Genomic DNA, 25,772 nt, shown 5'->3' with positions numbered 1-25,772 from the left:
TTGACCTCGACCGGGCCGACATCAGTCAGCACCGTCTTCGCCCGGGTCCCGTTGCGGCTGTTGCCGCTGCCCCGGCCCTCGGCGTCATGCTTCTCATATCCGAGGTGATCGGTGATCTCGCCCTCCAGGGCGGACTCCAGCACCCGCTTGGTCAACTGCTGGAGCAGCCCACCCTCCCCGGTCAGCTGCAGGCCCTCCGACCGGGCCCGATCCACGAGCATCGCAACCAACTGCTCGTCACTCGCCGCCACGGCCGCCGCCGGCTCGCCACCCGGTATCTGCTCGATGGTCGTGTCGCTCATCTGGCGTCTCCTTGATCATCGGATCCGCCGATCATTGAACACTCCCGACGCCACGTGCGTGCCGTGCCCGTTCAGGTCGGCGACGCTCTCGTCCCAGGTGAAGTTCCTCTCGGCGCTGATTCTGTTCTTCAGGTCAGGGTGATTCAGGTCGTAGCCGCTGTCGAGCACTGCGACCTTGACGCCCTTGCCGTCGAGGCCCTTGCCCCAGGCTGAGGGTGCGCCGGTCATGGCGACGGAGCGGTCCAGGCTCGCCTTCACCTTGGCGTCCAGCCACAGCTTGTAGCGCCCGGCGGTGCGCGACGCGCCGTCCGCAGCGGCCAGGAAGCCGCGCCAGGCCGTCGCCGTCTCGGACTTGCGTACCGTGTGCGCCGTCAGTCCGAGCGAGGAGAACGCCTCCCGTTGCGTCGAACTGCGCAGGGCAGGTCCCGCCTCCGCCGTCACAATAGGCGGGATGTCGGCGCGGGCAGTGTCATACAGCCCTTGCGCGACGAGCGCGGTGATGTCGAAGAACTGCCGGTCGAGTCGGCCGGAGCCCAGTGCCTCGGTCGCGTCGACCGGGATCACATACTCATGGCCGTCGGCCCTGATGCGGGTGAACGCGATGTGCTCGCGTCCTCTTGCCGGAGTGACCCCTGCGACCTCAAGAGCGCCCGCGCTTCCCGTGAACGCGAAGCGATCGCCGCTGATCAGCGTGATCACGCGCTGCCCCGGCATGGCTGCCCGTGGCCCCACCGAACGGTCGGCACCGGGACCGGTGCGAGGTCCCGCCTCGGTGCCGGCCACGGCCGGTACCAAGGTGACCAGCATCGTCACCGCGGCCGCCGCTGCGACGGCCGCCGCTCTGGGTCTGCGTCTCATTGCCTGTTCCCACCCCTCGAGTCACATATGACGGCCGGCTTCGTCACGACCGTCGCCGAGCCACCGTCTACCGGGTGGGGTCGGTGTAGCGCCATAGGTCGGCCTGACGCGTCTGGCCATGTCAGATGTCCGCCACACGTGCGCCCGGCGGCACGCACGGTAAGGGCCGAATCGGGCAGGCCAAGGATGGGCCCAGCACACCAGCAGCTCGCCTTTGAGATTCATGCTTGCCGGCATCCGCCAGTTCGGGGCCCGGTCCGCCGCGCCCAGCGGGCCGGTTTCTTGGCGCGGCGCCTGCACCGGGGGACGATGAGGACAGCGGCGACGGCAGCGGAGCAGCGACAGCACACTGTGAAGGCGTCAGTACACGCTTGCCTCGGCCCACAGCACCGAACTCCATTGCATGGAGAGGACTCCCAGTGACCAGCGACCAGCGCGTCATCACCAACCCGGCCACGCTGCACGACCCCACCCCGTTGGGCTACAGCCATGCCGTCTCCGCCCCCGGTGAACTCGTCTTCATCGCGGGCCAATACGCCTCTGACAGCACCGGGGCCGCGGTGCCCGGCGACTTCGCTGCACAGGTCGACCTGTCCCTCACCAACCTGCGGCACGCTCTCGAGGGGGCCGGGCTCGGCCTCGAGCACGTGGTTCAGCTGGGTTCCTATGTCGTCGACCACGACCTCGGCAAACTTGCGATTCTCGGCCAGGCGATGCACGCGGCGTTCGGGGAGCGGCTCCCCGCACAGACGCTCTGCGGGGTGGCGTCGCTCGCTCTGCCCGGAATGCTCTTCGAGATCGAGGCGGTGGCCGTTCGTCCCCATGGCCAAACGACGACATAGGCACTCGCCACGTGACGAGCGGCTCAGGAGTACTCGCGGACGGTGTCGGTCAGCGCTGCCAGGGCCGGCGCGTACATGCGCTCCTTGACAGTCCCGAGGGTGCCGCCCGCCTTGCTCGCCTGGCCCTCGGCGATCTCGATGGCCGTAGAGCGCACGGCGTCCTCGTTCACCGCGAGATAAGCGATTTTGACTGCCGCGGCAGCGGTTCCGCCGTAGCGGCGAGCAGTGACCATAGCCTCGTGAGCGGTCCGAGGTGTCAGCCGAGACTGGATGAGGGCGGCCATTCGCCGGGTGAACAGGATGTCGTGTCCACATCGGGAGCCTCGTCGACACGGTCCACAGATACGTTCAGCAGGAGATGCCGCTCACGGTCAACGTGCCGATCGAGCGGCGGACGGCGGACGGACCCACGGTCCTGACGCGCTGCTGAGCAACTCGGCGGAGGTGTTCCGCAACGCTTGGGAGACGCAGCCCGCCAGTCACGGCTACCAACGGCCGCGGCCAGGCGGAGGCGCCGGCGACCGGCACCTTGGAGGCCGCCCTGCACGGCGCGGTCGGCGCCGTGATGGGCCTGCTGCTCGCCATCCCGTACGCCTGGCTCATCCTCAAAGCCGGTGCCTTCGGGATTCCGATCGGTCCCCGCCTTTCATCTGCTCGGCCTGGTCCTTGCCTTGACCCACTCACCGTTGTCGCGGGCGCCCTTCCGGCACGCCGCGCGGCACGGGTGAGCCCGATGAAGGCACTTGCGGTGGACGGCTGAGACAGCGCACTCCCGGAAGGGTGCGGTGGGAGTGTGTGACCCCCACCGCACCCTGGCGGTCAGTGAGTGAACGCGTGCAAGGAGCAGCACGGTTCCTGGCGCAGTCGCCGGCTCACGTCAAGCCAATCGACGTGACCCGCCGCGGATTCCATGGTTGCGGGCGGTGCGAATGCCGCGACCAGGTCTGCCTGACGGCGGACGATGCCGTCGCGCATGACCCAGGAAGTGCGGACGAGGTCGTCGAAGTCGTCGAAGGGATTGCCGTCGACGGCCACCAGGTCGGCCAACTTGCCCGGCTCCAGGGTTCCGAGGTCGTCCTCGGCGCCGAAGAGCCGGGCGGGGACCGAGGTGGCCGAGCGCAGTACTTGCGCGGTGGACAGGCCGTTGGAGTGCAGGGCGCGGAGGCTGAGGTGAAGGTGCAGGCCGATGGGTGTCAGCGGCGCGTCGGTGCCGAGCGCGAGCGTGCCGCCGTCGGCGAGGAGACGCCGGTAGAAGGCCATTTCCTCAGCGATGCCCCGCAGGGCCTCCTCGCTCGGCGGGATCGCTGCGTAGGCGTTCACGAACGCAGCGTCCCAAGGCGGCATGAGGGTGGTGACCCTGGGGTCCTTCGCCAGTGACGGATCGGCACCGAGCAGGTAGAGGGCCGTGAACGGCGTGATGATGAGTTTGAAGTCACCTCCTCGATAGGTTTCCACGACGTCTTGGAAGGACCGTCCAGTGGCCGAGTACGCACGTCCGTACTCGGAGCGCTGCGTAGCCTTCAGATGAGTGGTGAGGTCCTGCCCGACACCGGCTCCCGGCGACAGGAAGTGGCTTCCTGACAGCACGCCGAGCTCCTCGTGGGCGGTGCGGGCTGCTTCTTGCATGGTACGGGCGGGGGCGCGTACGTAGGTCTTGACGAAGTCGTAGTCAAGGGCGACCGCCCTGTCCAAGGAGCGCCGGACACCGTCGCGTGTCTGATGCGCTCGCCCCATGCTGTAGCTGACCCGGCTGCCGTCGATCAACTCACCTGTGGCGAACAGGCGTGGTCCGGCCATGGTGTCCGCCGCGACGGATTCGCGAATCCGGACCGCCTCGTGGGCGAAGCCGCCCAATGAGGCATTGGACGTGATGCCGTAGGCGAGCATGAGACTGCTTTGCCGGCCACCGTAGGTGTACTGCCATGGATGGGTGTGAGCGTCCCACAGGCCCGGAAGGACGGTGTGTTCGGAGGCATCAATCAGCTTGTCGCCGGGCGCGCCCGCCGAGCGGTGAGGTTCCACGGCGACGATGCGATTGGCCTGGATGACGATGTCGACGTCTCGTTCGACCGTGTCGCTGGTCCCGTCCCACAGCCGTCCCGCGTGCACCCTTGTGACGCCGGTCCGGGATGGCAGGCGGCGACTGTATCCCAGAGGCACAGGAACGGTGCGGGGATTGGAGCCGTCGCGGTTGATGAGACGGAGCGTGCCACTGGACTCGTAGAGAAGAGTGCGCGAGTCTCCTGACCAGGAAGGATGGTCGGCTGCCTCGTCCGTCAGACGGCTCGCGCCGCCCGCCGGGGTGCCGTCGGCGTGCACCGGCATGACCCACAGAGCGGACTCCATGATGAATGCCATCGCCGAACCGTCCGGCGCCCAGACAGGACCGGCGTTCCCCCGGTCGGACAGCGATGCGTGCGGCATGGGCTGATGCGCGGTCCACCGTCCGGTGCCGGTGTCGACGACGCGAACGACGTTGTACCCCTCGCGGAAGCGCTGATTGAGCCGGTTGCGGTCACAGAAGGCGATGTACCGGCCGTCGGGCGACCAGCTCGGACATCCGGGCAGGCCGTTGCCACCGAGCGGTGCGACAAGGAGCCTCTCGGTCCCCGTGGCGAGCTCCTTGACGACGAGGTTGCCTGTGGAGTCCTGGCACGCGAGTCTGGTGCCGTCCGCGGAGAGAACCGGGTTGAGGCGACCACCGGTCGCCAGCACCTCGTCGCGGCCGTCGTTGAGCCAGTACCGGTGCACGCTGATGAGCCCGTTGCCGTCCGGTCCACCCTCGTACGAATACAGCACGCTGCGTCCGTCGGGCGCCCAGGAGGGCATCTGCACATATCCGTACGCGTTCGACTGCACCAGCTTGCGCGGACGACCACCGATCGGCATCACCCACAGAGCGTTGAGAGCGGTGAACGCGACAGATTGCCCGTCTGGGGAGAGGCTCGGGAGGTGTACACCGCGAACCGGCCGGGTGGCTGTCGAGTCGAAGTCGTACCGCTTCCTGGTGTAGACAGGGCGCGGGACGCTGAGCGTTGCCGTGAACGGAACCTGCTCCACGGCGGACGGTGCGCCCGTTGCTCCGGGACGTCGCATTCGCACCTGCCCGTCGGCCACGTAGAAGAGTTCTCCGTCCGCGCTCCATGAGGGCGGGTGGGGAGACACGTCCTCGTCATGTGTGACCGGCTCGCCATCGACCATAAGCGTAGAGCCGGCCGCGTGCGTGGACGGGCCGACCTGTCCGAGGTACACGTAGGCCACCCGGCCGTCCGCACCGACCGCAGGGCCTACGAGCGTACCCGCGTCCACAGTGCGTTCCACTGTGACGGCTCCGCCGCCGGCCGGAACGGACGCCAGCGCGCGCCCGCCGTCCGATCTGCTCCTGACGAAGACCAGCCGCGTGCCATCGGGATGCCAGGCAGGGTCGAAGTCCTCCGAGCCAGCCTCGTCGGTGAGCTGCTTCAGCTCACCGGAGCGAATGTTCACCGTCCAGATCTTGTACGAACTACCAGCTACCGGATCCCCGCCCCGCTCCGAGCTGAAGGCGATCAGAGAACCATCGGGTGACCATGCCACCCCCCGGTCGTCCCACGGGCCGGACGTCAGCTGGCGCAGCCCGGTCCCATCGGGACGCATCGTCCACACATGGAAAGCACCGCCCTGGAAACCGCAGACGGCGAGCAGCGAGCCGTCGGGTGACCATGCCACGCGCGTCGGCTCCAGTTCCGGGGCCGTCAGCGCTGTCGCCGTCCCACCAGTGCGAGGTATCGACCACAGCACGCCTTGAACCTCGGCGATCAGCGCGAGGCCGGAGGGTGAGACAACCACGGACGCATTGGTCCCACTGGTGAAGCGAAGGTGCCTCGTGCTGTCGGCAGCCTCGGCAGCACGCGCGGAAACGGCAGAGGCATGTGCCGACTCCGAGACACTCAGCGGAAGGGCGGAGGCACTCAGGCCGGCGACGCCTGCCTTTAGTACGTGTCTACGCGGAGGCATGTTGTTGTCAACCATGCGAGCCATTATCAACGACACACATGGGCGCGACTGCCAGGACAGAAAGGCGAGTTGACCCCATACGGCCGGGTATTGGGCCGCGTTCGTCAGCACGACTCGGGTTCACACCTCCCGGCGTGGGCCGCCATCGAACTCACCACCCGCATTGGTACTCCGGGGAGGAGCCGAGCAGCCAGGACGCTTCACGCGGCGGCCCCGACCTCGTCCACCTGCATGACACATGCCTGCAACTGCGAAAAATGAATCTGGCTGTCCCCGATTGCCACCACCGCCAGTACGTCGCCGTCAGCGCCGTCAGCGCCGAACGCGCGGAGCGCGCCGGAACGCACCCGCGAGCAAGCCCATCGCCCGCCGCCGAAGGACACGTGCGGATTTGCCAGTGTTCGCCCCCCGGGGGCCGGCTCCGACAGAACCAGCGTTGGAGCAGCATCTGCGCACCGGTTCCCGGTCCTTGAGTGCTCGTCCTGGTACCGATGTCGGACCCGCTGGCGCAGTGGCCGGCGCGTTGCGCCAGACTGGCTGGACCAGCGGCCTGAACGGGGTTTGCTCATCGCTGACCGAGACTCAGTAGCTGCCTGGTATGACCGAGGCCGTGCAGGACGGAGACCGCGGGCGACTGCGCAAGGTCGGAGGCCATGGTGAGCGGCACGCGGTCGGTGCCGTCGACGCAGACTCAGCTCAGCCTCACGCGCGCACTGATTTGGGGCATGAATCGCCGATGGCCCCACGAGGCGACTCGCGAGGCCATCGGCGTCTTTGTTGCAAAGCGCCGCTGAACGGGTCGAGTTGATCCGCGCGCCTGGCCGCGGCCGCGCTGCCCCAGCACCGTGTACGCGGAACTGGTCGCCGCCCGCACGAGCCGACAGCGCCTCGCTTCACGAGGTGCGCTGGGCCACTGACTACCAAGAGTGCCCGGCTCGGTGGCTGACCGAATGACCCTGCCACCGACATATGGCCAGCGAAGCCGCTGATTACATTCGGGAGGATTACTGGGGTGGTGTGGGAATGTTAGGCACGTCGTGCATTGCCTGTACGTCGATTTCCAGCTTGATCCGCGGGCCAACGATTGCGATGCCCCGCGCGAGCATAGACCGCCAGTCGAGGGTGAAGTCCTCTCGGTGCAATTCAGCGGTCGCCAGCGCAGCGCAGCGCAGTTCGGTACCGTAACCGCCGTTCACAGCACCCAGGTATGTGGTGTCCAGATCCACCGAGCGCGTAATGCCGTGCATGGTCAAAGAGCCTTGAGTGCTCCACCTGTTGCCGCTGCGGTGCACGAAACGCTTGCTGACGAAGTGAATGTAAGGGTAGGCCTGAACGTCCAGGAAATCAGCCGAACACAGGTGGCGGTCACGGGTTCGGTTGCCCGTCGTGATGCTCGCCGCCTCGATGGTGACCTCCACCTGAGAATCCGGCATGTGCTCCGCTATGTGAATGCTGCCGCTGAATGAGGTGAAGCGGCCGTGAACGTTGGCCATCCCTACATGCTTAGCTATGAAACGAATGGCGGTGTGCGGTGGATCGAAGACCCAATAGCCTGGCGTGGGCAAGGCCTTGGTGGCCGACGACACCAACTGGAATACTTCCGTGGGGTTTGGCACACCAGCTGCGACGAACGCTTTACGGCTGACGGCCTCGAGCCCCTCCATGGAAACTTGCAACGTGTATTCCCCGGGCGGCATCGCGGCGATGAACAGGCCGAACGAGTCGCTGGTGCCGACGAATTGGTGTGGCAGATGTGTTGCCCGCACACTGATCGTGGCCCCTCCGAGAGGCGAACCTAGTGGATCAAGGATCCTGCACTGCAGAATACCCGCGCCGTCCGGCACGGGAGGGTATGGGCTGGCCCCCTCGAACCGGTCTGCTGCGCGTTTGCGAGTGAATAGCCTCAGAGGCATGCCGTCTTCCCCGGATTGATCTGCTGGTGCCTGCGGGTCGGAGGGGGCCCTGAGGTGCCTCCGAATCACGCTGCCGCATAAGTGGGCCGAGCAAGATCATGCCACAGAAACGAAGTGGACCTGTCACGAAATCCAGGGCGTGGAGTTGCGAGGCCGCGCCGGAGATTGAGTGCATGCCTAATCGATGTGAGGAAGGCAAGCATACAGACGCGCGACCCAAGCGGTGGGGTGTCGCGGTCCGCGGCGGCGTGAGGCCCGAGGCCGGTCACCGCGAGAAGTGGCGGCTGACTCTGGACATGCTCGACACTCTTGCCGACTGGGGCATGAGCCCGCCGCTCGTGGTCGCCGACGCCGCCTACGGCACCAAGGCTCATCTGCGGACCGGCCTGGCCCAGCGGGGAATCGGCTATGTGCTCGCCGTCCGCGGCGAGGTGAGGGCCCACCCGTTCGACGCGGAGCCTGTGACCCCGGATCGCTGCGTGCCCCAGCCCCGCTACCGCCGCCGGGCTCCCTCGGTCGCGGCCCTTACAGGAAATACTGACACTGCCGCGGGCAGACGAACGCAGGAAAACTGCAGTTTACCCCCTGATACACCCAGAAAATATGAAACGAGGCTTTTCCTGTAGCATGCCACAAGAAGAGCCTCGTCATGAAAAGGGAACCTAAGGTGTTTGCCCTGGATCGCTACCTCGCTCAATCGACAGCTTGCGCAGCGTCGGATGATCTGCAGCGGGCCGCTTTCTTTCTTCCGATTGCAGCTTTCCCCGACGGCCAGTGACCCCGGAGAGTCATTATTTGTCACAGAGCCCTTTCCGTCCTCAGTCTGAGCTGACGAGATGGAGGGTGGGGACGGCTTGGACGAGGCTCGTGATCCAGGTCGTCGAGCAGCGGAGCTTGTGCAGGAGCCGCTAGGACTTGAAGGTGACGATGGCTTGTTCGACGAGCGTCCGAACCTTTGCGTGGGACAGATGGCCGGCGCGTGGCGTCGGGCGGGCGGCCAGACGGTTCTTCCGCATTCCTGAAGAAGACCGATGCGGTGGCCCAGGTGGTCGTCACCGACAACCTCCACTTCTGCGGTGCGGCCCACCACGAGGTCATTCCCTCGGTCGAACACCGCCCCCACAAGGGTATGTGCAACGCACACCGGGGGCTTCATGCACCGATCCCCTTCAGGCCCCTTGAGGGCAGGCGCGCCAGGGCTGATTCATCGACAGGAGTCGGTATGCTCCCGACGGCGACGCTGATGTATCGGGTCGCCAACCGGGCAGTCCTCTGTAATCTATTGAGTATTCAGAGATTCACCCGCCACTGACCCTGGACAGATGTGATCACAGGCGCAATCCAGCGACACGACGTATTCCCGGACCTTGGCTGCCCAGCAGCACGGCCTGTCCTGACGAACTCGAACCGTTCACCGGAGCCGTGGAACCCGGCGCCCACCCGACGCGACAGTCGGGCCATCACCCTGCCGTCACCGACCCGACGAGCCGAAACGGACCGCCGGAGAATCCGACGATCCGTCACGAATGCTTAGTACTTGATTTGGATGTACTTGGAACTCGAATGGCCGAACAAGCCGCCAGGATAGATAATCTTGATGGCCTTAACGTCCTGCGTGTAATGTACACGAGAAGCGGCCTGACGGGGGTTTACCTCGAAATAGTCAAAGCCATTGTCGTACCACACCTCAAGCTTATAGCGTGACTCGGGGTTGTTATTGTACAACCAGACCCAACTCGACCCGGTACCGGGACAATTGTCGACCTGTACCTGGGCCTCGCTCCACCACGTATTCAGATACTCGCAACCAGTTGCGGAAACGGGTGCTGCCACGGCAGTCGATGTTGCCGTGGTCATTGCGGCCACGGCAAGCGCGAGGGCGCCAACGCCCTTGATTGCACGGCGGCGAGCCGTCTTGAAGCTTGGCATGCGAAGTCAGCCTTTCTTGAAATTGGACACAGGGCAGCCTCGGCCTACGGAGCGCGTTGAAGCGGAGTCCGATGAGCGGTGGCGGCGAAATTGATTGTAGCTTCAAGTACTTGGTTGATCAAGCTCGGTTTGCAGTTGACCCCGCGCGCAACCCTGCCGAGGTGGGGTGCCGTTAACGAACAGCGAACCAGGCGACACGTGACCCGTGAGTAACATTTGGATCGAAGGGGTGCGTGTGCCGCGCCGTGCGGGCACTTCTCTGTCCGGCTGATCTGCCGGGTTCCGCGCCCGTACGCTCCAGGGGCATGACCCAGGCAAGCGCGAAAGGGGCCATGGGATGATCTTGAAGCCCTGAAGGCACCGACCTTCGGACTACCCTCGTCAGATGGCTGATCATCATCTCCCGTGGCCGTCGCCGGTCCGTCACAGTGACGCGATGGGCTCAGGACTCGCCGCTCTGCTCGGCGCCACGGTCGGAGCCCTCGGCACCGGAGCGGGGACGGGCCTCGCGGTGGCTCTGCCGGGCCGTAACACGGCTCGCCATCAGGTCGGGACCGAAAGACGCGGGCCCTGAGGGAATCACGCAGGGCCACCTACCTCGCCTTTGCCGAGACGCACGAGCGCTGCCTTGACCTGCTATCCACCACGTTGAATCCGTGCCGTCCTCTACGGCCCCGGGGTCTCCCATCTCTGACCCACGGTGCAAAGTAGCCGCCGCGCTTCTGACCGCCCGTTGCTTCGCGCCTGGCCACTTCGTTAGGCCGAACGAGCAGTCGGAGCGGAGGGGTACGATCTTCATGCGCCGGGAGTGGTCCCCCGAGGACGTGGTGGCGTGTTGGACGCCGGTAGGCAGTGACTGGGACCTGGTCGCGAACAAGTCCCGCCCGACGTGAACCCCGCCCCGTAGGAAGACGTGCCTTCCACGCCAATGGCGGCAACAACGCCGTGAGCAGCCACGAATGCGAGAGCAGCCGTGTATCCGGCGGCCGTTGTGGGGAACTCGGCATCGGCGAGCTGGCCGCCGCGGTCGGTCACCACGGCGACGTGGAGGGTGTCGGCGTGGGAGTCCACCCCGCCGATCACCACGGGTTCAGTGGCTGCCTCGGTGTCCGTTCCTGTCATGCTGGAGATGCCTTCCTGACCGGAGGTGGCTCCGGCCGGGCGGGGCAGACAGGACAGCGACGGGGCCTCTGGCCAGGCTCCTATGAGGTCATGATCCACCCGGCCGGGGCCTCGGGGACGGTCCCCGGCAAGCCAGACAGACCAAGGCGAAGACAGTCCAGCAGGACGTCAGTCAGTGATCGAGTCACGACCGCCGGGGACCCGGGTATCACTATCGCTGTCCGTGATCGTGGAGATCGTCTGGCGGGAGACCTCGGCGCCATAGACCTCCGCGAGGTGGGCCTGGACCTCACCGGTCGTCAAGCCCTTCGCGGACAGCGAGATCACCATCTCGTCCACGCCGGACAGACGCTTCTGCCGCTTCTTGACGATCTTCGGCTCGAACGAGCCTTCACGGTCGCGCGGCACGGCTATCTCCACCGGGCCGACGTCCGTCAGGACGGTCTTCGCACGGGTGCCGTTGCGGCTGTTGCCGCCGTTCTTCCCGGCAGGGTCGTGCAGGCGGTGCGGAGTTCTCAGCCCGTCCCCCGCCGCCGTCTCCGACCTGGCCGGACCGCCCAGCGCCGCCTCCGCCGCCTGCCTACAGGTCCGCCGGGACCGAGCAGATCAGCAGCGCCGTGTGCGCGGCGGTGCCCGGGTGGCTCTCGGCCACCAGCAGTTCGGCAGGATGCGGCAGCACGGTCACTGCTGCCGCGGGCCTGAGACGGGCAGGACAGTCTGGGTGGAGTCCGGCTCCCCCGGTCCGCCAGCCCCTTGGTCCGCCAGCCCCTTGGTCCGCCGGCACGGCGCCTGCCTCCGGAGGTTCGGCACCTGATGAATCACTCCGAGGGATGCGGTCGGTCGGGGTGGCGGGCCTGCACAGCCGGCCACGCCTCGTAACGTTCGGGCGCCATAGTGATCAGTCCGTGCATGGCTGGGGTGGCGGCGTGCACGGCATGCGCCATAGTGAGGGGAACTCCCTTGGCCAGGAGCGGGGCGACGGCTGCCGAGGCCTCACCGTCGAGCGGGTCGACGGTGAGCCAGGGCTCTTCGAGAGCGAAGGAAGCGATGCCAGGCCGCTCTGTCTCCGCGTGTGTGAGGCAGCCTGCGGGCACGTGGAGTTCGATCTCGTCGCTGCGGGACGCTTCGACGAGGAGCCCGTTCAGGAAGGGGTGAGCCTGATGCAGGGCGACGAGCGCTGTGTCGTCGAGGACGATGTGGTACTTCACGCGGCGGCGGCCTCGGCCTTCATGCTCGCGACGAGACCGCGGGCGGCTCCCTCCATGTCCGGGGTCACGGTGAGGCCGGTGCGGGCTTTGATGCGCCCGCGGGTGGCTTCGGCGTCGGCCTCGCGCTCTGCGGCGGTGCGGTCGCCGAGGGCATAGGCGCGGACGAGTTCCTTGGCGGACATCCCGCGCTCACGGGCCATGAGGGTGATGCGAGCGTGGGTGTCGGGGTCCACGCGTAGCGACTTGTCTTCCATGACACAGACTCTACTTTTGTGGAGCCTCGCAGGTCAATCGGTTCATTGCGGGCTCATGTGGGACACGTGATCGTGGCGGTCATCCGGTGGCCGCCAGCAGCGTCGCACGGCCGCCCAGGGCGGCGGAGAACTGGTCCGTGACCTGGGAGAGGGCCTCGGCCTAGCCCGGCTCGACGGTCAGCGTTGCCCTTGCCGGAAACCTCATCCAGCCTGGTCACGCAGCATGCTGGTACTCATGGAGGAGGCCGCCGAAGCGGTCGCGTCGTCGTACGTCGAGGTGGACGATAGCGTCCAGGTCGGTGATCGGGGTGGCAGGGGGTGCAGCGGGCGGGCGGTCGCGATGCCCTGGTGCGGCCGGTGCGCCTTGTAGAACTGCTCGAACTCCCGCAGTGTGTGGAGGGGCGTTGTCATGTTGTTGGGTGTGTGGGTGTCTGACGGCGCGTCGGGGTGTGGTGAAGCCCGGTTCTGGCTCTGTTGCTCAGGCCGTGGTGGGCAGGCCGACAACTCCGGTGACCTGCTCCCAGATGGTGAAGCGGACGGTCATATCGGCTCGGTAGTCGGGTGCGGCCATCAGGTGGCGGCGGGGCCGGAAATGGGGTGAGATCCCGCTGAACGCGGACAGGAACTGCTGCACTGCGCCGGCGGAGCGGAAGCCCTTCATCGCCCGCTCACGCTGCCGGGTGGGCTGGTGGCTGTTCTCGGCCCGGTTGTTCAGTCCCTTGTGGGAGCGGTGCTCGACTGAGGGCATGACCTCGCGGTGGGCCGCGCCCGCGTAGACCGGCACCCCCAGATACGCGTCCCGCTCCAGCAACTCGCACGTCTGGCGGGCCACCGTCGAAAGCCGCTCGGACACGGCCTCCGGCTCGCCGACCGCCGTGTCCGATCCCCCGTGTCCCGCACGCACTTCGCCTCATGCCCCCTCCTCGCGTCGCACGTCCGTCACCGCGCCCCGGCCCCGCGAGGACGGTCCGCGTACCGCCCCCACGCGAGCGAACCATGGCACGCTTCCACCCGGAGCGATGACGCACCAGCCGGGAGAGACTCATGACCACGACCCACAACGTGTACGTCCCCGAAGGCACCTTCGGCGTCCTCGACGCCGGGGAAATCCCTGTCCAGCCCGGGGTGTCGGTGCGGAGGTAGTAGGTCTGCACGAGGACCTGCCGCAGCACCTGCACGGCCTCGATCTCGTGGATCCATCCCGGCGTCCCGGGCGCCCACGCCGCCCGGCACAACGCCAGCGCGTCCTGGCCGAAGACCTGCGCGAGCCGGTCACGCTTGGTCTGCGAGGACGGCATGCGCCAGCCGTCCACCCTGAGTCCGTACCGGTGGGCGAACTCCGCGACGTCCACGGCCCCGGCCAGCCAGGACGGCGCGGCGACCGCGAGCGCCTCCAACGCGGCCCGCACACTCTCCCCGGCCAGTTCCAGACGGTTCAAGTCCCGCACCGCGCTGATCACATGGGTGGAGACCGTGCGCTGCTTACCGCCGGCCGCGACCAGCCCCTTGGCCTTGCTGTGTTCCAGGAGCCGGTCGAAAAGCACACGTTCCATGCCGTGCTCGGCCAGCCGGGCCCTGAACCGGCTCAGTACGCTGGCGTCGAACCCGGTATCCGCCAGCTCCACGCCCATCGCGTACTTCCAGTCGATGGCCCGCACCGCCATCACCGCAGCCTGCCGGTCAGTCAGATTCTCGGCGAACTGCAGCACCGTGACCAGGCCCAACACCCCAGGCGACAACCCCGGAGCACCCCTCACACCGAACGCCTCGGCGAACGGCTCGTCCGCGAAGACCTCCGCGAGCCGGTCCCGCACCCGCATCGCCAGACTCCCCTGCGGGAACGCAGCCCGGGCCACCACTGCCGTCTGATCCGGAATCTCCGGCAGCCCCTTCGGCCGCAACGACATCCACACCACTCCCCAGGGCTCCGTCAAGTTCCGTGATTGCGTGGAGGGTTGGCGATCAGACCGGTAGGGGCGGATAGCAGGGCAGGCACGGGGGTTCGTGATCATTGTGGTGTCGAAGCCAGATGATCACGAGGACGTCCCGTGCCTGCTGCTGCATCTTCCCCCATCCCTGCCGTGCTGGAGAAGCTGGGTCCGCTGGATGCGGACCGGATCGCTGACCTGCGTCCCTACCTCGAATCAGTTCCGGATCCGCGCTCACGCCGGGGCCGGTGGTACTCGCTGACGGCGATCTTGCCGGTGTGTGCCTGCGCAGCCGTCTGCGGCGCGAAGAGCATCGACGAACTCGCCGAGTTCGGCGAACGGGCCACGAACTCGCTGCCGGCATCCCTCGGGATACGCCGTCACCTGCTCGGCTGGCGGCGCAGCCCCAAGCCGGTCACTCTCGGACGCGTCCTTCAGGCACTTGACGGCGACGCCCTGGACCAGGCCGTTGGCGCCTACCTGGCCGACCAGCACCGCATCACCGCGCCCGCGGACATGCCCGAGGCCCGATCGCGTCAGATCATCGCCATGGACGGCCAAGCCCTCAAGGGCTCAGCCCGTCTGGCCGCACCGCGCCGTCACCTGCTCTCGGCGGTCACCCACGACCGCGTCGCCACGATTGCCCAGGTCGAGGTCGGTGCGAAGACCAACGAAGTGCGCCACTTCAAGCCCCTGCTGGCGCCGCTCGACCTCGCCGGCACCGTCGTCACCTTCGATGCCCTCCACTCGGTGAAGGCCAACATCACCTGGCTGGTCGAGACGAAGAAGGCCCACTACATCGCCGTCATCAAGACCAGCCAGCCCACCGCCTACGCCCAGCTCGCCGCCCTGCCCTGGACGTCGATCAAGGTCCAGCACACCGCCTCCGCCACCGCCCACGGCCGCCGCGAGTCCCGCTCGATCAAGACCTGCGCCATCGCCGACAACCTCGGCGGCATCGCTTTCCCCCACGCCCGCCTCGCCATCCGCGTCCACCGCCGCCGCGAGCCCACCGGCCGGCCCAAGACCCGCGAGAACGTCTACGCGGTCACCAGCCTCGCCGCCCATCAACCCCGCCCCGCCGACCTCGCCACCGCCATTCGCGGGCACTGGGGAATCGAAAATTCCTCCCACTACATCCGAGATGTCACATTCGCCGAGGACGCCTCGACCGTTCACGCCGGCACCGCACCCCGCGCCATGGCCACCATCCGCAACCTCGCCATCGGCACCCTGAAGATCCTCGGAGCCGACAACATCGCCAAGACCACCCGCGCCATCCGCCACGAACCCGAACGAGCACTCGCCATCCTGGGCATCACCAACGACCCAGACACTCACAGAAACTTGATCAAGCCCTGACCACTCCCACGGCCGCACGACAGAACAACAGCCACAGGAACGATCATCCCGTGCCCGCCGTCACCCCCGCAGGGAATTGCGCAGCAGAGTCGGCGTCGTAATCACGCCACCGTGTCCCGTTCGGTGACGTGCTCTCCGACCTTGCTCGCGACGGTCGCGGACAGCAGGGCCGAGAGCAACCCGGGATAACGGGCATCCAGAGCGTCTCGTCGCAGCGTCACATAGCATCGTGTGCCTTCTTGGCGTGTCTGCGTCACCCCTGCTTCGCGCAACACCTTTAGGTGATGACTCATGGTGGACTTGGCAACCGGGGCACACAACTGTCCCCAGCCGCGTTCATGTCCGTCGGACAGCAAGCGGACGATCCCCAGCCGCGTTGGATCACTCAGAGCGCCCAGCAGGCGGGGCAGTTCGATGTCGCGGTTGGCTGATGGTGAGTGATCAGGCATACCTATCAGTATAGCGCTAGTTCGGTTCCAGTCGAACTTGAGGCGAGATGCTTCCACCATGGGTCGAATAGTCGAGTGGAAACCGCATATTTTGACGAGAGCGCACCCGGCGAGCCATCTGACCAGGGACCGCGTGGTCGTTGATCAGCACGCCGTTCGGTGCCCCCACGGCCCAGGGCTTGGTCAAGTTCCGGAGTCGTGCGGCTGGGTCGGGCTGAGACCGGTTGGGGTGCATAGCAGAGCAGGCACGGGCTTCGTGATCATTGGGGTGTCGAAGCTCAACGATCATGAGGTGGCCCGTGCCTGCCGCTGTATCCTCCCCTATCCCCGCAGTGCTGGTGAAGCCGGGTCCGCTGGACGGCGGCCGGGTCGCTGACCTGCGCCCCTACCTGGAGCTGGTGCCCGACCCGCGTGGGGGGCAGGGCCGTTGGTACTCGCTGACCGCCATCCTCCTCATATGTGCCTGTGCGGCCGCCTCGGGAGCGAGGAGCGTCGACGAACTCGCCGAGTGGGCGGAGCGGGCCTCGGACGCCCTGCTGGTGGCCGTCGGCTTGCGCCGTCATCCGCTCCAGTAGCGCCGGACTCCCTCACGGACCACGATCGGGCGTGTCCTGCAGGCTGTCAACGGTGATGCCCTGGACCGGGCCGTCGGCGCCTACCTCACCGGCCGGCACGACGTCGCCGGGGCCGGGTCCGGACCGCGTCGCGTGATCGCCGTCGACGGCGAGGCACTGAAGGGATCGGCCCACCTGACCGCCACCCGCCGGCATCTGCTCTCCGCGGTCACCCACCACCGTGCCGTGACTCTCGCCCAGGCGGAGGTGGGAGCGAAGACGAACGAGACCACGCACTTCCGGCCCCTGCTCGAGCCGCTGGACCTTCAAGGAGCTCTTGTCACCTTTGACGCGCTGCACTCGGTCCAGGCGAACGTCACCTGGCTGGTCGAGACCAAGAACGCCCACTACATCGCGGTATCAAAGCCAACCAGCCGACCGCACCCCGTCAGCTCGCGGCCCTGCCCTGGCGGGACATCCCGTCCAGCACACCACGACCTCCACCGGATACGGCCGTCGCGAGTCCCGCTCCGTGAAGACCTGCGGCATCGCGGACGAACTCGACGGGATCGCCTTCCCTCACGCCCGGACGGCCGTCCGCGTCCGCCGCCGCCGCAGGCAGACCGGCCGACGCGAAACCCGCGAGACGGTCTAAGCCGTCACCAGCCTCGACGCCCACCAGGTTGGCCCCGCCGAGCTCGCCGCCGCGATCCGCGGCCACTGGACCGTGGAAGCCCTGCACCACGTGAGAGACGTGAGAGACGTGACCTTCGCCGAGGACGCCTCCACCGTCCACACCGGAACCGCACCCCGGGCCATGGCCACCCTCCGCAACCTTGCCATCGGCCTGCTCAGAACCCTGGGAGCCGACAACATCGCCAAGACCACCCGCGCAATCTGCGACCAACCCGAACGAGCACTTCCACTCCTGGGCATCACCAACAACCCGGGAACCGAGGGAACTTGATCAAACCCTGCCCACGGCCCCTCACTGAGGTTTGCTTCGCTCAACGCGTTACTGAGGCACCGATAGGCGCCGGCTTGGCCGGATGACCCACATGAGCTGCCGGATCCCCGCGGACGACGCGTCAACGCACCGCAGGGCTACGGGCCCCGCCCGGAACGGCTGGTCTCCCGTTGGCCTCGACCCATCGGACGTGCGCCTGAGGTCAGAACCGCGGGGAGAACGCGACCAGCTACTTCCCGACGCGGGCGCGCCGTGACCGGGATCTTCGACGCGCCCCGCACTCCCCCGCCGTCGGAGTAGCTGATGACGTCGGCGGAGAGCACGCTCTCCAGACCTTGCAGATCGCCGGTCCGTGCCGCGGTGAGGAAGACATCCAGGAGACGTCGGTGTTCGGATGTGCTGACGCGTTGCGTGCGGTCGGCGGCAAGGTGCTTGCGCGCACGGCTCACAAACTGGCGGGCATTGGCTTCGGTGCTCTGCAACATGTCCGCGACCTGCGCGTACTGGTAGCCGAAGGCTTCTCTGAGGACGTAGGCGGCGCGTTCCACGGGGTTGAGCTTCTCCAGCAGGAGGAGCACAGCCAGTTCGAGTGCTTCGGCGCGCTCGGCGCCGGCTTGCGGGTCCGCACTGGTGTCGAGCGGTTCGGGGAGCCAGGGCCCGATGTACGACTCTCGTCGAGCCCTGGCGGACTGTGCCAGGTTGATGGCCAGGCGGGTGGTGATCGTGGCGAGAAACGCGGCCGGCTCGCGAATCACGGTGCGGTCGGTCCCGTGCCACCGCAACCAGGTTTCCTGCACGACGTCCTCGGCCTCGCTGGAACTACCGAGCACGCGGTACGCGATGCCGAAGAGCTTCCGTCGGACCGCCATGAAGTCTCTCGTCGCTTGGTCGAGCAAATCTAGTGTGTTGGTGTGCATGTCACTGGCGCCGCTACTGCCCCGATTCGGGGCGTTCGGGCTGCGCCCAGTGGGTGTGGAAGCGTCCAGGCAGGTCGGTGCGGTGGTAGGTGTGGGCGCCGAAGTAGTCGCGCTGTCCTTGGACGAGGGCGGTCGGCAGGCGTTCGGCGCGCAGTGTGTCGTATGAGGACAGTGCTGCGGTGAGGGCGGGTACGGGTATCCCGCGCCGTGTGGCGGAGACCACGGTCTCCCGCCACGGCACCTGGGCGTCCGTGATCTCCTCGGCGAAGTTCTGCTCGGCCAGGAGGCTCGTCATGTGCGGGTTGGCCGTGTAGGCGGCGCGGATGCGGTCGAGGAAGGCGGCGCGGATGATGCAGCCGGCGCGCCAGATGCGTGCGACGGCGGCGAGGTCGATCTTCCAGCCGTACGTGGCTGCCGCGTCCTGGATCATCGTCCAGCCCTGGTCGTAGGCGATGACCTTCGACGCGTACAGCGCGTGCTCGACCTGCGCGGCGAAGCGTTCGGCTTCTGTGCGGCTCAGCGGCACGGGGGTACCGCCTGGCAGTCCACGGTAGGCGGACCGCAGATGGCTGCGGCCCGACGCGGAGCGGGCGAAGGCGGCCTGGGCGATCGTCGTGCTCGGCGACGAGAGATCGAGCGCGGCCTGGACGGTCCAGCGCCCGGTCCCCTTCTGGCCCGCGGCGTCGGCGACGATGTCGACGAAGGGCGAACCGGTGTGGACGTCGGTGTGGGCGAGTACCTCGGCGGTGACGTCCAGCAGGTACGAATTGAGGCGCCCTCGGTTGAACGTACGGAAGACCTCCGCGATCTCGGCAGGGGTGTAACCGGCGATCTGGCGGAGCAGGTCGTAGGCCTCGGCGAGGAGTTGCATGTCGGCGTACTCGATGCCGTTGTGCACCATCTTGACGAAGTGACCGGCGCCGTCGCTGCCGACGTGGGCGCAGCAGGGCTCACCGTCCACCTGGGCGCTGATGTCCTCCAGCATCGGACCGAGGACGGCATAGGCCTCGGCCGACCCGCCGACCATGATGGAAGGTCCGTTCAGGGCTCCTTCCTCGCCGCCGGAGATGCCCGTGCCGACGAAGTGGATGCCCAGGTCCCGGAGCGCGGCCTCGCGGCGTCGGGTGTCCGCGAAGTGTGCGTTGCCGCCGTCGATGATGATGTCGCCGGGTTCCAGGTGTGGGGCGAACTCGTCGATCACCGCGTCGGTGGGCGCACCCGCCTGCACCATGATCATCAAGCGTCGGGGCCGCTCCAGTGTCGCGACGAGTTCCCCGGCGGTCTCTGCCGCCACGAAGGAGCCTTCCTGACCGAATCCTTCGAGGAGTGCACGGGTGCGGGACACGGTGCGGTTGTGTACGGCAACGGTGTATCCATGACGGGCGAAATTGCGGGCAAGATTGCGGCCCATGACACCGAGGCCGGTGACCCCGATGTGTGCTGTTGTGCTCATGGTGTGGGGTTTCCTTGATGGGGGGATTGGCGGTGCGGTTCGTGCAGCCCACCAGGTCTTCGTCCGGTGGTCCCGGGGGCGCCTCGTGGCGCGCGTGGCCTTCGAGGCTCGACGAACCTGTTGCAGCCGGAACCGACAGTGGGAGCCTGAGCCCCGTGGCGCCGACACTGGAGCGCACACGGCTTTGTTTTATGTTCGTAGTATGCCGAACAATATCAGAGGTAGGTGCCGGTGCAAGCACCTGTCAGCTGCTGGGACACGGCCGTCCTCGCTGACGCTGCTCACGTGCGCGCAAGTCTTCGGCCGGCCTACAAGGCACGGACGAGTGTTGGGGCTTATCCGCTGCCACCCTGCCCGTCGAGCGGTCCGATGTCCTTGCGCCGTGAACGTCGCGATCTTGCCTATGCCCCCGGAGCTCAGGAGGCCTCTTCTCGCAGAGCCCCTGCGCGCACTGGGCTCTCCGGTCGCAGAAACCCGAGCAGATGCGGGTGATTGTGGCCAGGGTTCAGCGAAGCGACGACTGCAGTCGTGACCCGTTCCACGACCGGGCCGCCTCGGTGTACCAGTTCAACTGCCTCGGGCGTGAGGTCAATGCCGAGGGTGCGCCGGTCACTGGTGCCTTCGTGAATGGAGATCAGACCTCGTCTGCTCAGACGAGTGAGAAGCCTGCTGGTGGCGGACGCACTCAGCCCCGTCGCGTTTATGACGCTGCGCAGCGGTGGGCCGGACAAGGGACTGTGGTCCTTCAGCGCTACCAGGGCTCGGTAGTCGCGCGTGTTGATACCGAGTTCCTTGTTCACTTGCCGATCGATGCGCAGGGAAACATGGCGATGGAGGTTGTCAAAGGTGTTCCAGCGCTGGTGTGCGGTCGTTGGTTCTTCCATTGCGCCCTCCCAGGGCATGGCGCGCTTGCCTGGCGGCTAAGTGGAAAGCTACGCCGGGTGTTTGCTTGTGCCTCACGGGACCATTGCGGCCAGGGGGCGGTCCCAGCGGCCCATGACCGCTGGGACCGCCCGCAGGCCTGATCATCCGCTGGCGCAGAGATCAGATGAGTTCCAGGCCGCCGTCGACGGTGATCACCTGGCCGGTGGCGTGGCGGCCGGCGGGCTCTGCCAGCCTCAGGATCCAGTGGGCCATCTCGTCCGCGCTCGCGATGTGATGCGTGGGGATCCGGTCACGCTCGTAGGCGTACATGTCGTTGGCCGCCTCCGGGGTGAGACCGGCGTGCACCATGACGTCGGTGCGGGTGGGACCCGGCGCCACGGAGTTGACGCGTACCCCTTCACCGGCGAGCTCCAGTGCCCAGCTCCGGGTCATCTGCTCGATGGCCGCCTTGGTTGCCGAGTAGTGGGCGCCGCCCGCCATGGGGCGGTGGCCGTAGGTGCTGGAGACGTTGACGATCGTCCCCGAGGTCTCGCGCAGGTGAGGCAGCGCCTCGTGGGCCAGCAGGCTCGGGGCAACGACGTTGAGAGCGAAGAGGTCGACGATCACCTGCTTCTCGGTCTCGGCCAGCGGCATGACCGCCGTCGCGCCGGCGTTGTTGATCAGGTAGTCGAGACGTCCCCATCGCTTCACCGCGCGACGGACCACCGCCGCGGGCGCGCCGTCGTCGCAGATGTCGATCGCCAGGACGTCGATCTCGGGGTGGGCCGACGCCGTCTCCCGCAACGGCGCCTCACGGCGGCCCACCCCGAGCACATGCGCGCCTGCCTGGGCGAACGCGATGGCCGTGGCCCGCCCGATGCCGGAGCCTGCGCCGGTGACGATGGCTACGTTCCCGGAGAAGTGGTGATCAGCGGAGTTCACAGTCATGAGGATTCCTTGTTCGATGTTCGATGTTCGGCGAAGTTTGCCGATGCACTCTTCCGACAGGACAGCCCTGCAGTTTGTGACAGCACCAAGGAGCTGCCCTCACAGTCGTACGGGGTCGGGCATCAGCCGCCCACACGCGGCGCGCCGCACGTCCTGCGCTTTCCGGGCATCGGGCCCGGTCGCCGCCGCATCGGCTGCTACACGCAATCGTTCGTCGTGGCGCTGATCAGCACTCCGCCGGGGCAGGGCATCCAGCAGAGGCTGCACCTACGTCGGCGGTCACGGATCGTGGACCCAACACGTCCTCCTGCTTACGAGGCCCAAATCACCCCGGCCCTAGTGGCGCGCTCGCCGCCAACCGCTTAGATTGTTCTACATGTACCGAACGATATGGGGCGAGTGTGCCGGTCAGACGTTGTAGGACACCAACTGAACTATCTGTCACACGCCGACCTGAGGAGCATGACCGCGATGGTCACGATCGAACCGTCATCACTAAATCCCCGGCTACGCCGAATCCGTATCCCCGGCACGGTCGCCACCCCAGCCTCGTGGTGCAAGCCGGCCGGGCCGCATAGTTCGGCACCGATCGCGACGTGCCCGACGAGGTCGTGATGGACTTGCCCTACGGTTCGTGACAGCGCCCGGCTGGTAGCGCACGCACCCACGGCCCCGCAAGCCCGGGCTGCGGAGTCTCGTTGAGCAAGGTTCACGGCTCGCAACTGTGGTTCCCGGTGTTCCTGTCTTTCCTTCGGCACCACCCGGTTCAAGCTTCCGAAGGGCAGCCCTGATGCATTCGCTGATGGCTGGGCAGGATCGAGCGGATTGGACTACGCCCTGGAACATGCAGATGAGCGGGCCGCCGTGCTGATTGTCGAAGACACCGGATTCCTGAGAAGTTGCCCGTTCGACGGGGTCCGGCTACAGCACTCCAACGCTGAGGTCGCAATCCCCTCGACGCTCCATGCGTACAGGGCGTTGCTGGCCAGTGCGCCGAGTAGCAGGAAGGATCTCACCTCTCGGCTACTCGGCGGCTCCATCTACCGCTCAGATTCCTCTGGGCAAACCGCTGGAGACAACCGTGTGGTGACGCCCATGCGATTCCAGGCATTGATCACAACGCGCGCAACGATCAGCTGTGGCATCTCCGCCCCGTCGAAAACCCTGGCGGCGTCGTTGTAGATCTGGTCCTGAACGCCGCCCTCTTATGGTCGAGTCACCGCCTCCGCCAGAGCCAGGGCTGCACGCTCGCGGACTGTGAAGAACGATGTCTCACGCCACACCGCCAAGCGTTGCACTGCTCGTCAACGCAGTGGGCGCAGCCGTTCAATTGCGAAGCACGGAGCTTGGCCGTGCTCCCTCACGACTGGATCAAGGCCCGCGGCCGCCGCCCCATCGAGGGCGAACATGGCCTTGTAAAAGGCGGGGCTGTTTTGGCGAGCTTCACCCCTGGGGCGTGGGCCTCCATGAGGTCGTCGCGCCCGGACTCTGCGGTCGTGCTTGTGGCTATGGTCATTGAATTTAGGTCTCCTGCCCGTCTATTCCCAGGAGCCATCGCACTCGTCAGTGCGCTGCGCGGGATGAGTGGCGGTTGGGCCATGACGCTGATCCCGGCGACAGCACGCTCAACATGCTTCCCCCGGGGCCGGTTGCCCGAGTCATGGGGTCCATGCCCCACTGAGCGAGATGGTCAACCCGTGATTGGCACAAGGCAGGCTGCTGCCGCGGATCACACGCGTCCAAGTCCAGGTCGAGACCGTTGGGCAATCGGGGCGGGCTCCCCGCCTTGCCGAGCGAACTGCTTGTCGCAGCAACTCCAATAGGTGCTCGCGCAGGGAATTCGGCACAGGCAGCAGTGTGAGTGTGCACAGGTCGGAGCTCCGAAAATTGAGGCCGATCAACTGGCAGTACGGCGCCACTTGCTGACAAGGCATCGACGGTGTACACGCTGTTGCCCTTTGCGCTGTAAACAATGCTAACGAGAAGGCGTGTGAGCAGCCTCACCGATAACACGTGATTAACCCGAAGGCCTCTCAAGTAGGCTGGCGTAGAGCGAACATGAGGAGCCCCTCCGGTTCCCTCTATTCCCTAGGAGATGACAATGAAAAAGTTTATCGAGCGCTTGTCGGTCGTTGCAGTTTCCGCCGCGATCGCCGGCGGAGCAGTCCTCGCTAGTGGGGGAACGGCTTCAGCGGTGACCTCAGAGAGTGCCGGGGTCCGGGTGTCCTCGTCCGCCTATCACGAAATTCGAGCCGGTCAGGACCGTGATGAGCGCGGAGACCGCGGCAACGGCCGTGACCGGTCCTGGCGTTACAACAACGACGACCGTGACCGGTCCTGGCGTTACAACAACGACGACCGTGACCGGTCCTGGCACCACAGGTCGCAGCACCGCTGAGCCAATCACGCCAGTTCCGCCTGATAGCTCGCACTCGGTTGGTTAGACAACGACCCGAACGCGGGCTCACAGTGGGGGCGCAGCCGGTGACCCGTTGCGCCCCCGTAGGGAAGTACTGGAGTGAAGCAATGAAACTCTCCGGATCAGCGGAGACGGATCTGTATGTGCGTATCGTGCAAACCTTCGTGGACTGGGTCCCAGCACGAATGAGCTTGCGATACACCGCAGACGACCCCTATGCCCTCCACGCGACTTTCCGAATTGCTGACGTCGACAAGGCAGTTGAGTGGACCTTTAGCCGGGATCTGGTCGCTGAAGGGCTTACGCGACGCACTGGTGAAGGCGACGTCCAGATATGGCCGGCGGCCGTCGGCCCCGCGCAAGACGTGCTGTATGTCGCTCTCGGCTCACGCGGGAGGCGGGCCCTCATCGAAGTCCCACTGGTAGACCTGGAGACCTTCCTGCGACGGACCCAGTCGGTAGTGCCGTGGGGAGCCGAGTCCGGCCAGTTCGACATAGATGCCGAATTCAGTCACCTGCTGGCCGGAGGCTAGACCTCGCGCTTTCACGAGGTGGGTTGTCCAGCAGTTGATCAGAAACACGGAAAGTGCCCGTGACCTGCAACGATAGGGCTTGCTGAGGATCCTGTTGGCTGCAAGGAGAAGAGCACTTTCCAGGTGAAGGTGCGACACGAGGTCGCGTGTGTTGAGTGGATGCTCCTGGAGAGGGGGTCGGCGGTGTCGCCGATGACAGGGTAGTCCCGGGTTCGTGTCCGATGACCCGTCCTCGCCTGGACGTGCGCCGCTGGCAACGGCGGGGGTGCGAAGCTCCAGGAAGAAGCCCAAGGACCTCCGTTCCCCCGGAGGCGACAGGCAAGGGGAAGGCCGGACGGGCGAATACCAGTGAACCCTCGATGACGCCTCGTGAGAGAAGCCCCGGCCGGTGGGATGCAGCAGCGGGGTGAGGGGCGGGCCGCTGTGAGGCGGCAGGCGCCGGGCGGATGTTTCACGCCACCCGGGTGGACACCGCCGCCCCGGGGCATAGAGGCCCCGCCTGTCCGGCCCTTCCACCGGAGCAGGTGGCGAAGACGGCGACCCGAAGACGCCGACTGACAGAGCTCACAGTCGTAATGAAATCCATTTTCATGTATCGTCTGTCGCGCTCATCGCTCGAACCCGGAGGTCCCCATGGCCGTGCCCAAACGCAAGATGTCGCGCAGCAACACCCGTCACCGTCGCGCGCAGTGGAAGGCCACGACGCCTCAGCTGGTGACGGTCACGGTGGACGGCGTGCCGTACCTGGTCCCCCAGCGGCTGGCCAAGGCGTACGAGCGCGGTCTGCTGCGCCCCGAAGGCTGATCCCCGCATGACCTCCGTCCCCTCGCCGCGCCTTCCCGTCACCGTCCTGTCGGGTTTCCTCGGCGCCGGAAAGACCACCCTGCTCAACCACGTCCTCACCAACCGCGAGGGCCTGCGCGCCGCCGTCATCGTCAACGACATGAGCGAGGT

20 protein-coding genes and 7 pseudogenes are annotated in these 25,772 nt (G+C 66.7%); 9 read left to right on the top strand and 18 right to left on the bottom strand.

Translation table 11 applies throughout. From position 1 onward, the window contains the following. The coding region (locus tag ACGF8A_RS33695) for a transposase (protein ID WP_393114491.1) at window positions 1-221 on the bottom strand (221 nt) is incomplete at its 3' end. Window positions 222-317: 96 nt separating this feature from the next. Further along, entirely contained in the window at window positions 318-1,109 is a 792-nt protein-coding gene (locus ACGF8A_RS33690) for a S8 family serine peptidase (RefSeq protein WP_393114489.1), read from the bottom strand. Between the two features lie 470 nt (window positions 1,110-1,579). On the opposite strand from ACGF8A_RS33690, the gene ACGF8A_RS33685 reads away from it, so the two are divergent. Next, the gene (locus ACGF8A_RS33685) at window positions 1,580-2,002 is read left to right on the top strand and encodes a RidA family protein (protein WP_393114481.1); all 423 of its coding nucleotides are present in this window, start codon (window positions 1,580-1,582) and stop codon (window positions 2,000-2,002) included. A 23-nt stretch (window positions 2,003-2,025) separates the two neighbouring features. Here the strand turns inward: ACGF8A_RS33685 and ACGF8A_RS33680 are convergent, their stop codons facing one another. The 3 genes from ACGF8A_RS33680 to ACGF8A_RS33670 all read right to left on the bottom strand — a co-directional run bounded on the left by ACGF8A_RS33680 (window position 2,026) and on the right by ACGF8A_RS33670 (window position 7,842). After that, the gene (locus ACGF8A_RS33680) at window positions 2,026-2,157 is read right to left on the bottom strand and encodes a hypothetical protein (RefSeq protein WP_393114479.1); all 132 of its coding nucleotides are present in this window, start codon (window positions 2,155-2,157) and stop codon (window positions 2,026-2,028) included. Window positions 2,158-2,821: 664 nt separating this feature from the next. Next, window positions 2,822-6,022 (bottom strand): amidohydrolase family protein, encoded by a 3,201-nt coding sequence (locus ACGF8A_RS33675; RefSeq protein ID WP_393114487.1) that lies wholly within the window; start codon window positions 6,020-6,022, stop codon window positions 2,822-2,824. 980 nt (window positions 6,023-7,002) lie between these two features. Beyond that, on the bottom strand, window positions 7,003-7,842 hold the full coding sequence (locus ACGF8A_RS33670; RefSeq protein ID WP_393114477.1) for a YceI family protein: 840 nt from the start codon (window positions 7,840-7,842) through the stop codon (window positions 7,003-7,005). 167 nt (window positions 7,843-8,009) lie between these two features. Between ACGF8A_RS33670 and ACGF8A_RS33665 the strand changes: the two genes are divergently transcribed. Further along, window positions 8,010-8,537 (top strand): transposase, encoded by a 528-nt coding sequence (locus ACGF8A_RS33665; RefSeq protein ID WP_393114474.1) that lies wholly within the window; start codon window positions 8,010-8,012, stop codon window positions 8,535-8,537. A 192-nt stretch (window positions 8,538-8,729) separates the two neighbouring features. On the opposite strand, the pseudogene ACGF8A_RS33660 reads toward ACGF8A_RS33665, so the two are convergent. From ACGF8A_RS33660 to ACGF8A_RS33625, 8 genes and pseudogenes are all read right to left on the bottom strand, one after another. After that, window positions 8,730-8,891 (bottom strand): annotated as a pseudogene (locus ACGF8A_RS33660) (IS5/IS1182 family transposase); the annotation flags it as partial. Window positions 8,892-9,441: 550 nt separating this feature from the next. Beyond that, window positions 9,442-9,840 (bottom strand): hypothetical protein, encoded by a 399-nt coding sequence (locus ACGF8A_RS33655; protein ID WP_393114472.1) that lies wholly within the window; start codon window positions 9,838-9,840, stop codon window positions 9,442-9,444. A gap of 1,341 nt (window positions 9,841-11,181) precedes the next feature. Then, window positions 11,182-11,460, bottom strand: a pseudogene (locus tag ACGF8A_RS33650) (transposase); the annotation flags it as partial. A gap of 320 nt (window positions 11,461-11,780) precedes the next feature. Next, window positions 11,781-12,170, bottom strand: a complete 390-nt coding sequence (locus ACGF8A_RS33645) for a hypothetical protein (RefSeq protein WP_393114469.1) — start codon at window positions 12,168-12,170, stop codon at window positions 11,781-11,783. Beyond that, on the bottom strand, window positions 12,167-12,424 hold the full coding sequence (locus ACGF8A_RS33640; RefSeq protein ID WP_393114467.1) for a hypothetical protein: 258 nt from the start codon (window positions 12,422-12,424) through the stop codon (window positions 12,167-12,169). The genes ACGF8A_RS33645 and ACGF8A_RS33640 overlap by 4 nt, the downstream gene beginning before the upstream one ends. A gap of 214 nt (window positions 12,425-12,638) precedes the next feature. Beyond that, window positions 12,639-12,823: pseudogene (locus ACGF8A_RS33635) on the bottom strand (transposase); the annotation flags it as partial. Window positions 12,824-12,902: 79 nt separating this feature from the next. Beyond that, window positions 12,903-13,193 (bottom strand): annotated as a pseudogene (locus tag ACGF8A_RS33630) (DDE-type integrase/transposase/recombinase); the annotation flags it as partial. A 775-nt stretch (window positions 13,194-13,968) separates the two neighbouring features. Further along, window positions 13,969-14,244 (bottom strand): annotated as a pseudogene (locus tag ACGF8A_RS33625) (transposase); the annotation flags it as partial. Between the two features lie 261 nt (window positions 14,245-14,505). On the opposite strand from ACGF8A_RS33625, the gene ACGF8A_RS33620 reads away from it, so the two are divergent. Beyond that, window positions 14,506-15,714, top strand: a complete 1,209-nt coding sequence (locus tag ACGF8A_RS33620) for an ISAs1 family transposase (RefSeq protein WP_393114464.1) — start codon at window positions 14,506-14,508, stop codon at window positions 15,712-15,714. A 101-nt stretch (window positions 15,715-15,815) separates the two neighbouring features. Here ACGF8A_RS33620 and ACGF8A_RS33615 read toward each other — a convergent pair whose 3' ends face one another. After that, complete coding sequence (locus ACGF8A_RS33615) at window positions 15,816-16,163, bottom strand: ArsR/SmtB family transcription factor (protein ID WP_393114461.1); 348 nt, start codon at window positions 16,161-16,163, stop codon at window positions 15,816-15,818. Window positions 16,164-16,462: 299 nt separating this feature from the next. Here ACGF8A_RS33615 and ACGF8A_RS33610 point away from each other — a divergent pair, with 299 nt between their 5' ends. The 3 genes and pseudogenes from ACGF8A_RS33610 (at window position 16,463) to ACGF8A_RS33600 (ending at window position 17,684) form a co-directional block, all read left to right on the top strand. Further along, entirely contained in the window at window positions 16,463-16,738 is a 276-nt protein-coding gene (locus ACGF8A_RS33610) for a transposase family protein (RefSeq protein WP_393114458.1), read from the top strand. Window positions 16,739-16,762: 24 nt separating this feature from the next. Continuing rightward, window positions 16,763-17,071 (top strand): annotated as a pseudogene (locus tag ACGF8A_RS33605) (ISAs1 family transposase); the annotation flags it as partial. 391 nt (window positions 17,072-17,462) lie between these two features. Further along, window positions 17,463-17,684 (top strand): hypothetical protein, encoded by a 222-nt coding sequence (locus ACGF8A_RS33600; RefSeq protein ID WP_393114455.1) that lies wholly within the window; start codon window positions 17,463-17,465, stop codon window positions 17,682-17,684. A gap of 48 nt (window positions 17,685-17,732) precedes the next feature. On the opposite strand, the pseudogene ACGF8A_RS33595 reads toward ACGF8A_RS33600, so the two are convergent. The 4 genes and pseudogenes from ACGF8A_RS33595 to ACGF8A_RS33580 all read right to left on the bottom strand — a co-directional run bounded on the left by ACGF8A_RS33595 (window position 17,733) and on the right by ACGF8A_RS33580 (window position 21,866). Next, window positions 17,733-18,601, bottom strand: a pseudogene (locus tag ACGF8A_RS33595) (sigma-70 family RNA polymerase sigma factor). 13 nt (window positions 18,602-18,614) lie between these two features. After that, entirely contained in the window at window positions 18,615-20,054 is a 1,440-nt protein-coding gene (gndA, locus tag ACGF8A_RS33590; RefSeq protein ID WP_393114452.1) for an NADP-dependent phosphogluconate dehydrogenase, read from the bottom strand. Window positions 20,055-20,470: 416 nt separating this feature from the next. Beyond that, the gene (locus ACGF8A_RS33585) at window positions 20,471-20,938 is read right to left on the bottom strand and encodes a MarR family winged helix-turn-helix transcriptional regulator (protein ID WP_393114449.1); all 468 of its coding nucleotides are present in this window, start codon (window positions 20,936-20,938) and stop codon (window positions 20,471-20,473) included. 160 nt (window positions 20,939-21,098) lie between these two features. Then, complete coding sequence (locus ACGF8A_RS33580; RefSeq protein ID WP_393114446.1) at window positions 21,099-21,866, bottom strand: SDR family NAD(P)-dependent oxidoreductase; 768 nt, start codon at window positions 21,864-21,866, stop codon at window positions 21,099-21,101. A gap of 2,526 nt (window positions 21,867-24,392) precedes the next feature. Here ACGF8A_RS33580 and ACGF8A_RS33575 point away from each other — a divergent pair. From ACGF8A_RS33575 to ACGF8A_RS33565, 3 genes are all read left to right on the top strand, one after another. Beyond that, a complete protein-coding gene (locus ACGF8A_RS33575) occupies window positions 24,393-24,818 on the top strand; it encodes an SsgA family sporulation/cell division regulator (RefSeq protein WP_393114443.1) in 426 nt (141 codons plus the stop codon). A 633-nt stretch (window positions 24,819-25,451) separates the two neighbouring features. Continuing rightward, window positions 25,452-25,622: a 50S ribosomal protein L32 gene (gene rpmF / locus ACGF8A_RS33570; protein ID WP_007387878.1), complete on the top strand. Its 171-nt coding sequence runs from the start codon at window positions 25,452-25,454 to the stop codon at window positions 25,620-25,622. Between the two features lie 7 nt (window positions 25,623-25,629). Continuing rightward, a partial coding sequence (locus ACGF8A_RS33565) for a GTP-binding protein (protein ID WP_393114484.1) occupies window positions 25,630-25,772 on the top strand: 143 nt, incomplete at its 3' end.

Source organism: Streptomyces sp. NPDC047706 (assembly GCF_043204795.1).
Classification (GTDB): Bacteria; Actinomycetota; Actinomycetes; order Streptomycetales; family Streptomycetaceae; genus Streptomyces.
This window is presented reverse-complemented; position numbering and strand designations above follow the sequence as displayed.

Bases quoted from the DNA above. Each gene is read 5' to 3' on its own strand.
- ACGF8A_RS33690 (WP_393114489.1), bottom strand. From the start codon at position 1,109: ATGCTGGTCACCTTGGTACCGGCCGTGGCCGGCACCGAGGCGGGACCT.
- ACGF8A_RS33675 (WP_393114487.1), bottom strand. From the start codon at position 6,022: ATGGCTCGCATGGTTGACAACAACATGCCTCCGCGTAGACACGTACTA.
- ACGF8A_RS33665 (WP_393114474.1), top strand. From the start codon at position 8,010: ATGCCACAGAAACGAAGTGGACCTGTCACGAAATCCAGGGCGTGGAGT.
- ACGF8A_RS33655 (WP_393114472.1), bottom strand. From the start codon at position 9,840: ATGCCAAGCTTCAAGACGGCTCGCCGCCGTGCAATCAAGGGCGTTGGC.
- ACGF8A_RS33640 (WP_393114467.1), bottom strand. From the start codon at position 12,424: ATGGAAGACAAGTCGCTACGCGTGGACCCCGACACCCACGCTCGCATC.
- ACGF8A_RS33615 (WP_393114461.1), bottom strand. From the start codon at position 16,163: ATGCCTGATCACTCACCATCAGCCAACCGCGACATCGAACTGCCCCGC.
- gndA (WP_393114452.1), bottom strand. From the start codon at position 20,054: ATGAGCACAACAGCACACATCGGGGTCACCGGCCTCGGTGTCATGGGC.
- ACGF8A_RS33585 (WP_393114449.1), bottom strand. From the start codon at position 20,938: ATGGAAGAACCAACGACCGCACACCAGCGCTGGAACACCTTTGACAAC.
- ACGF8A_RS33580 (WP_393114446.1), bottom strand. From the start codon at position 21,866: ATGACTGTGAACTCCGCTGATCACCACTTCTCCGGGAACGTAGCCATC.
- ACGF8A_RS33575 (WP_393114443.1), top strand. From the start codon at position 24,393: ATGAAACTCTCCGGATCAGCGGAGACGGATCTGTATGTGCGTATCGTG.
- rpmF (WP_007387878.1), top strand. From the start codon at position 25,452: ATGGCCGTGCCCAAACGCAAGATGTCGCGCAGCAACACCCGTCACCGT.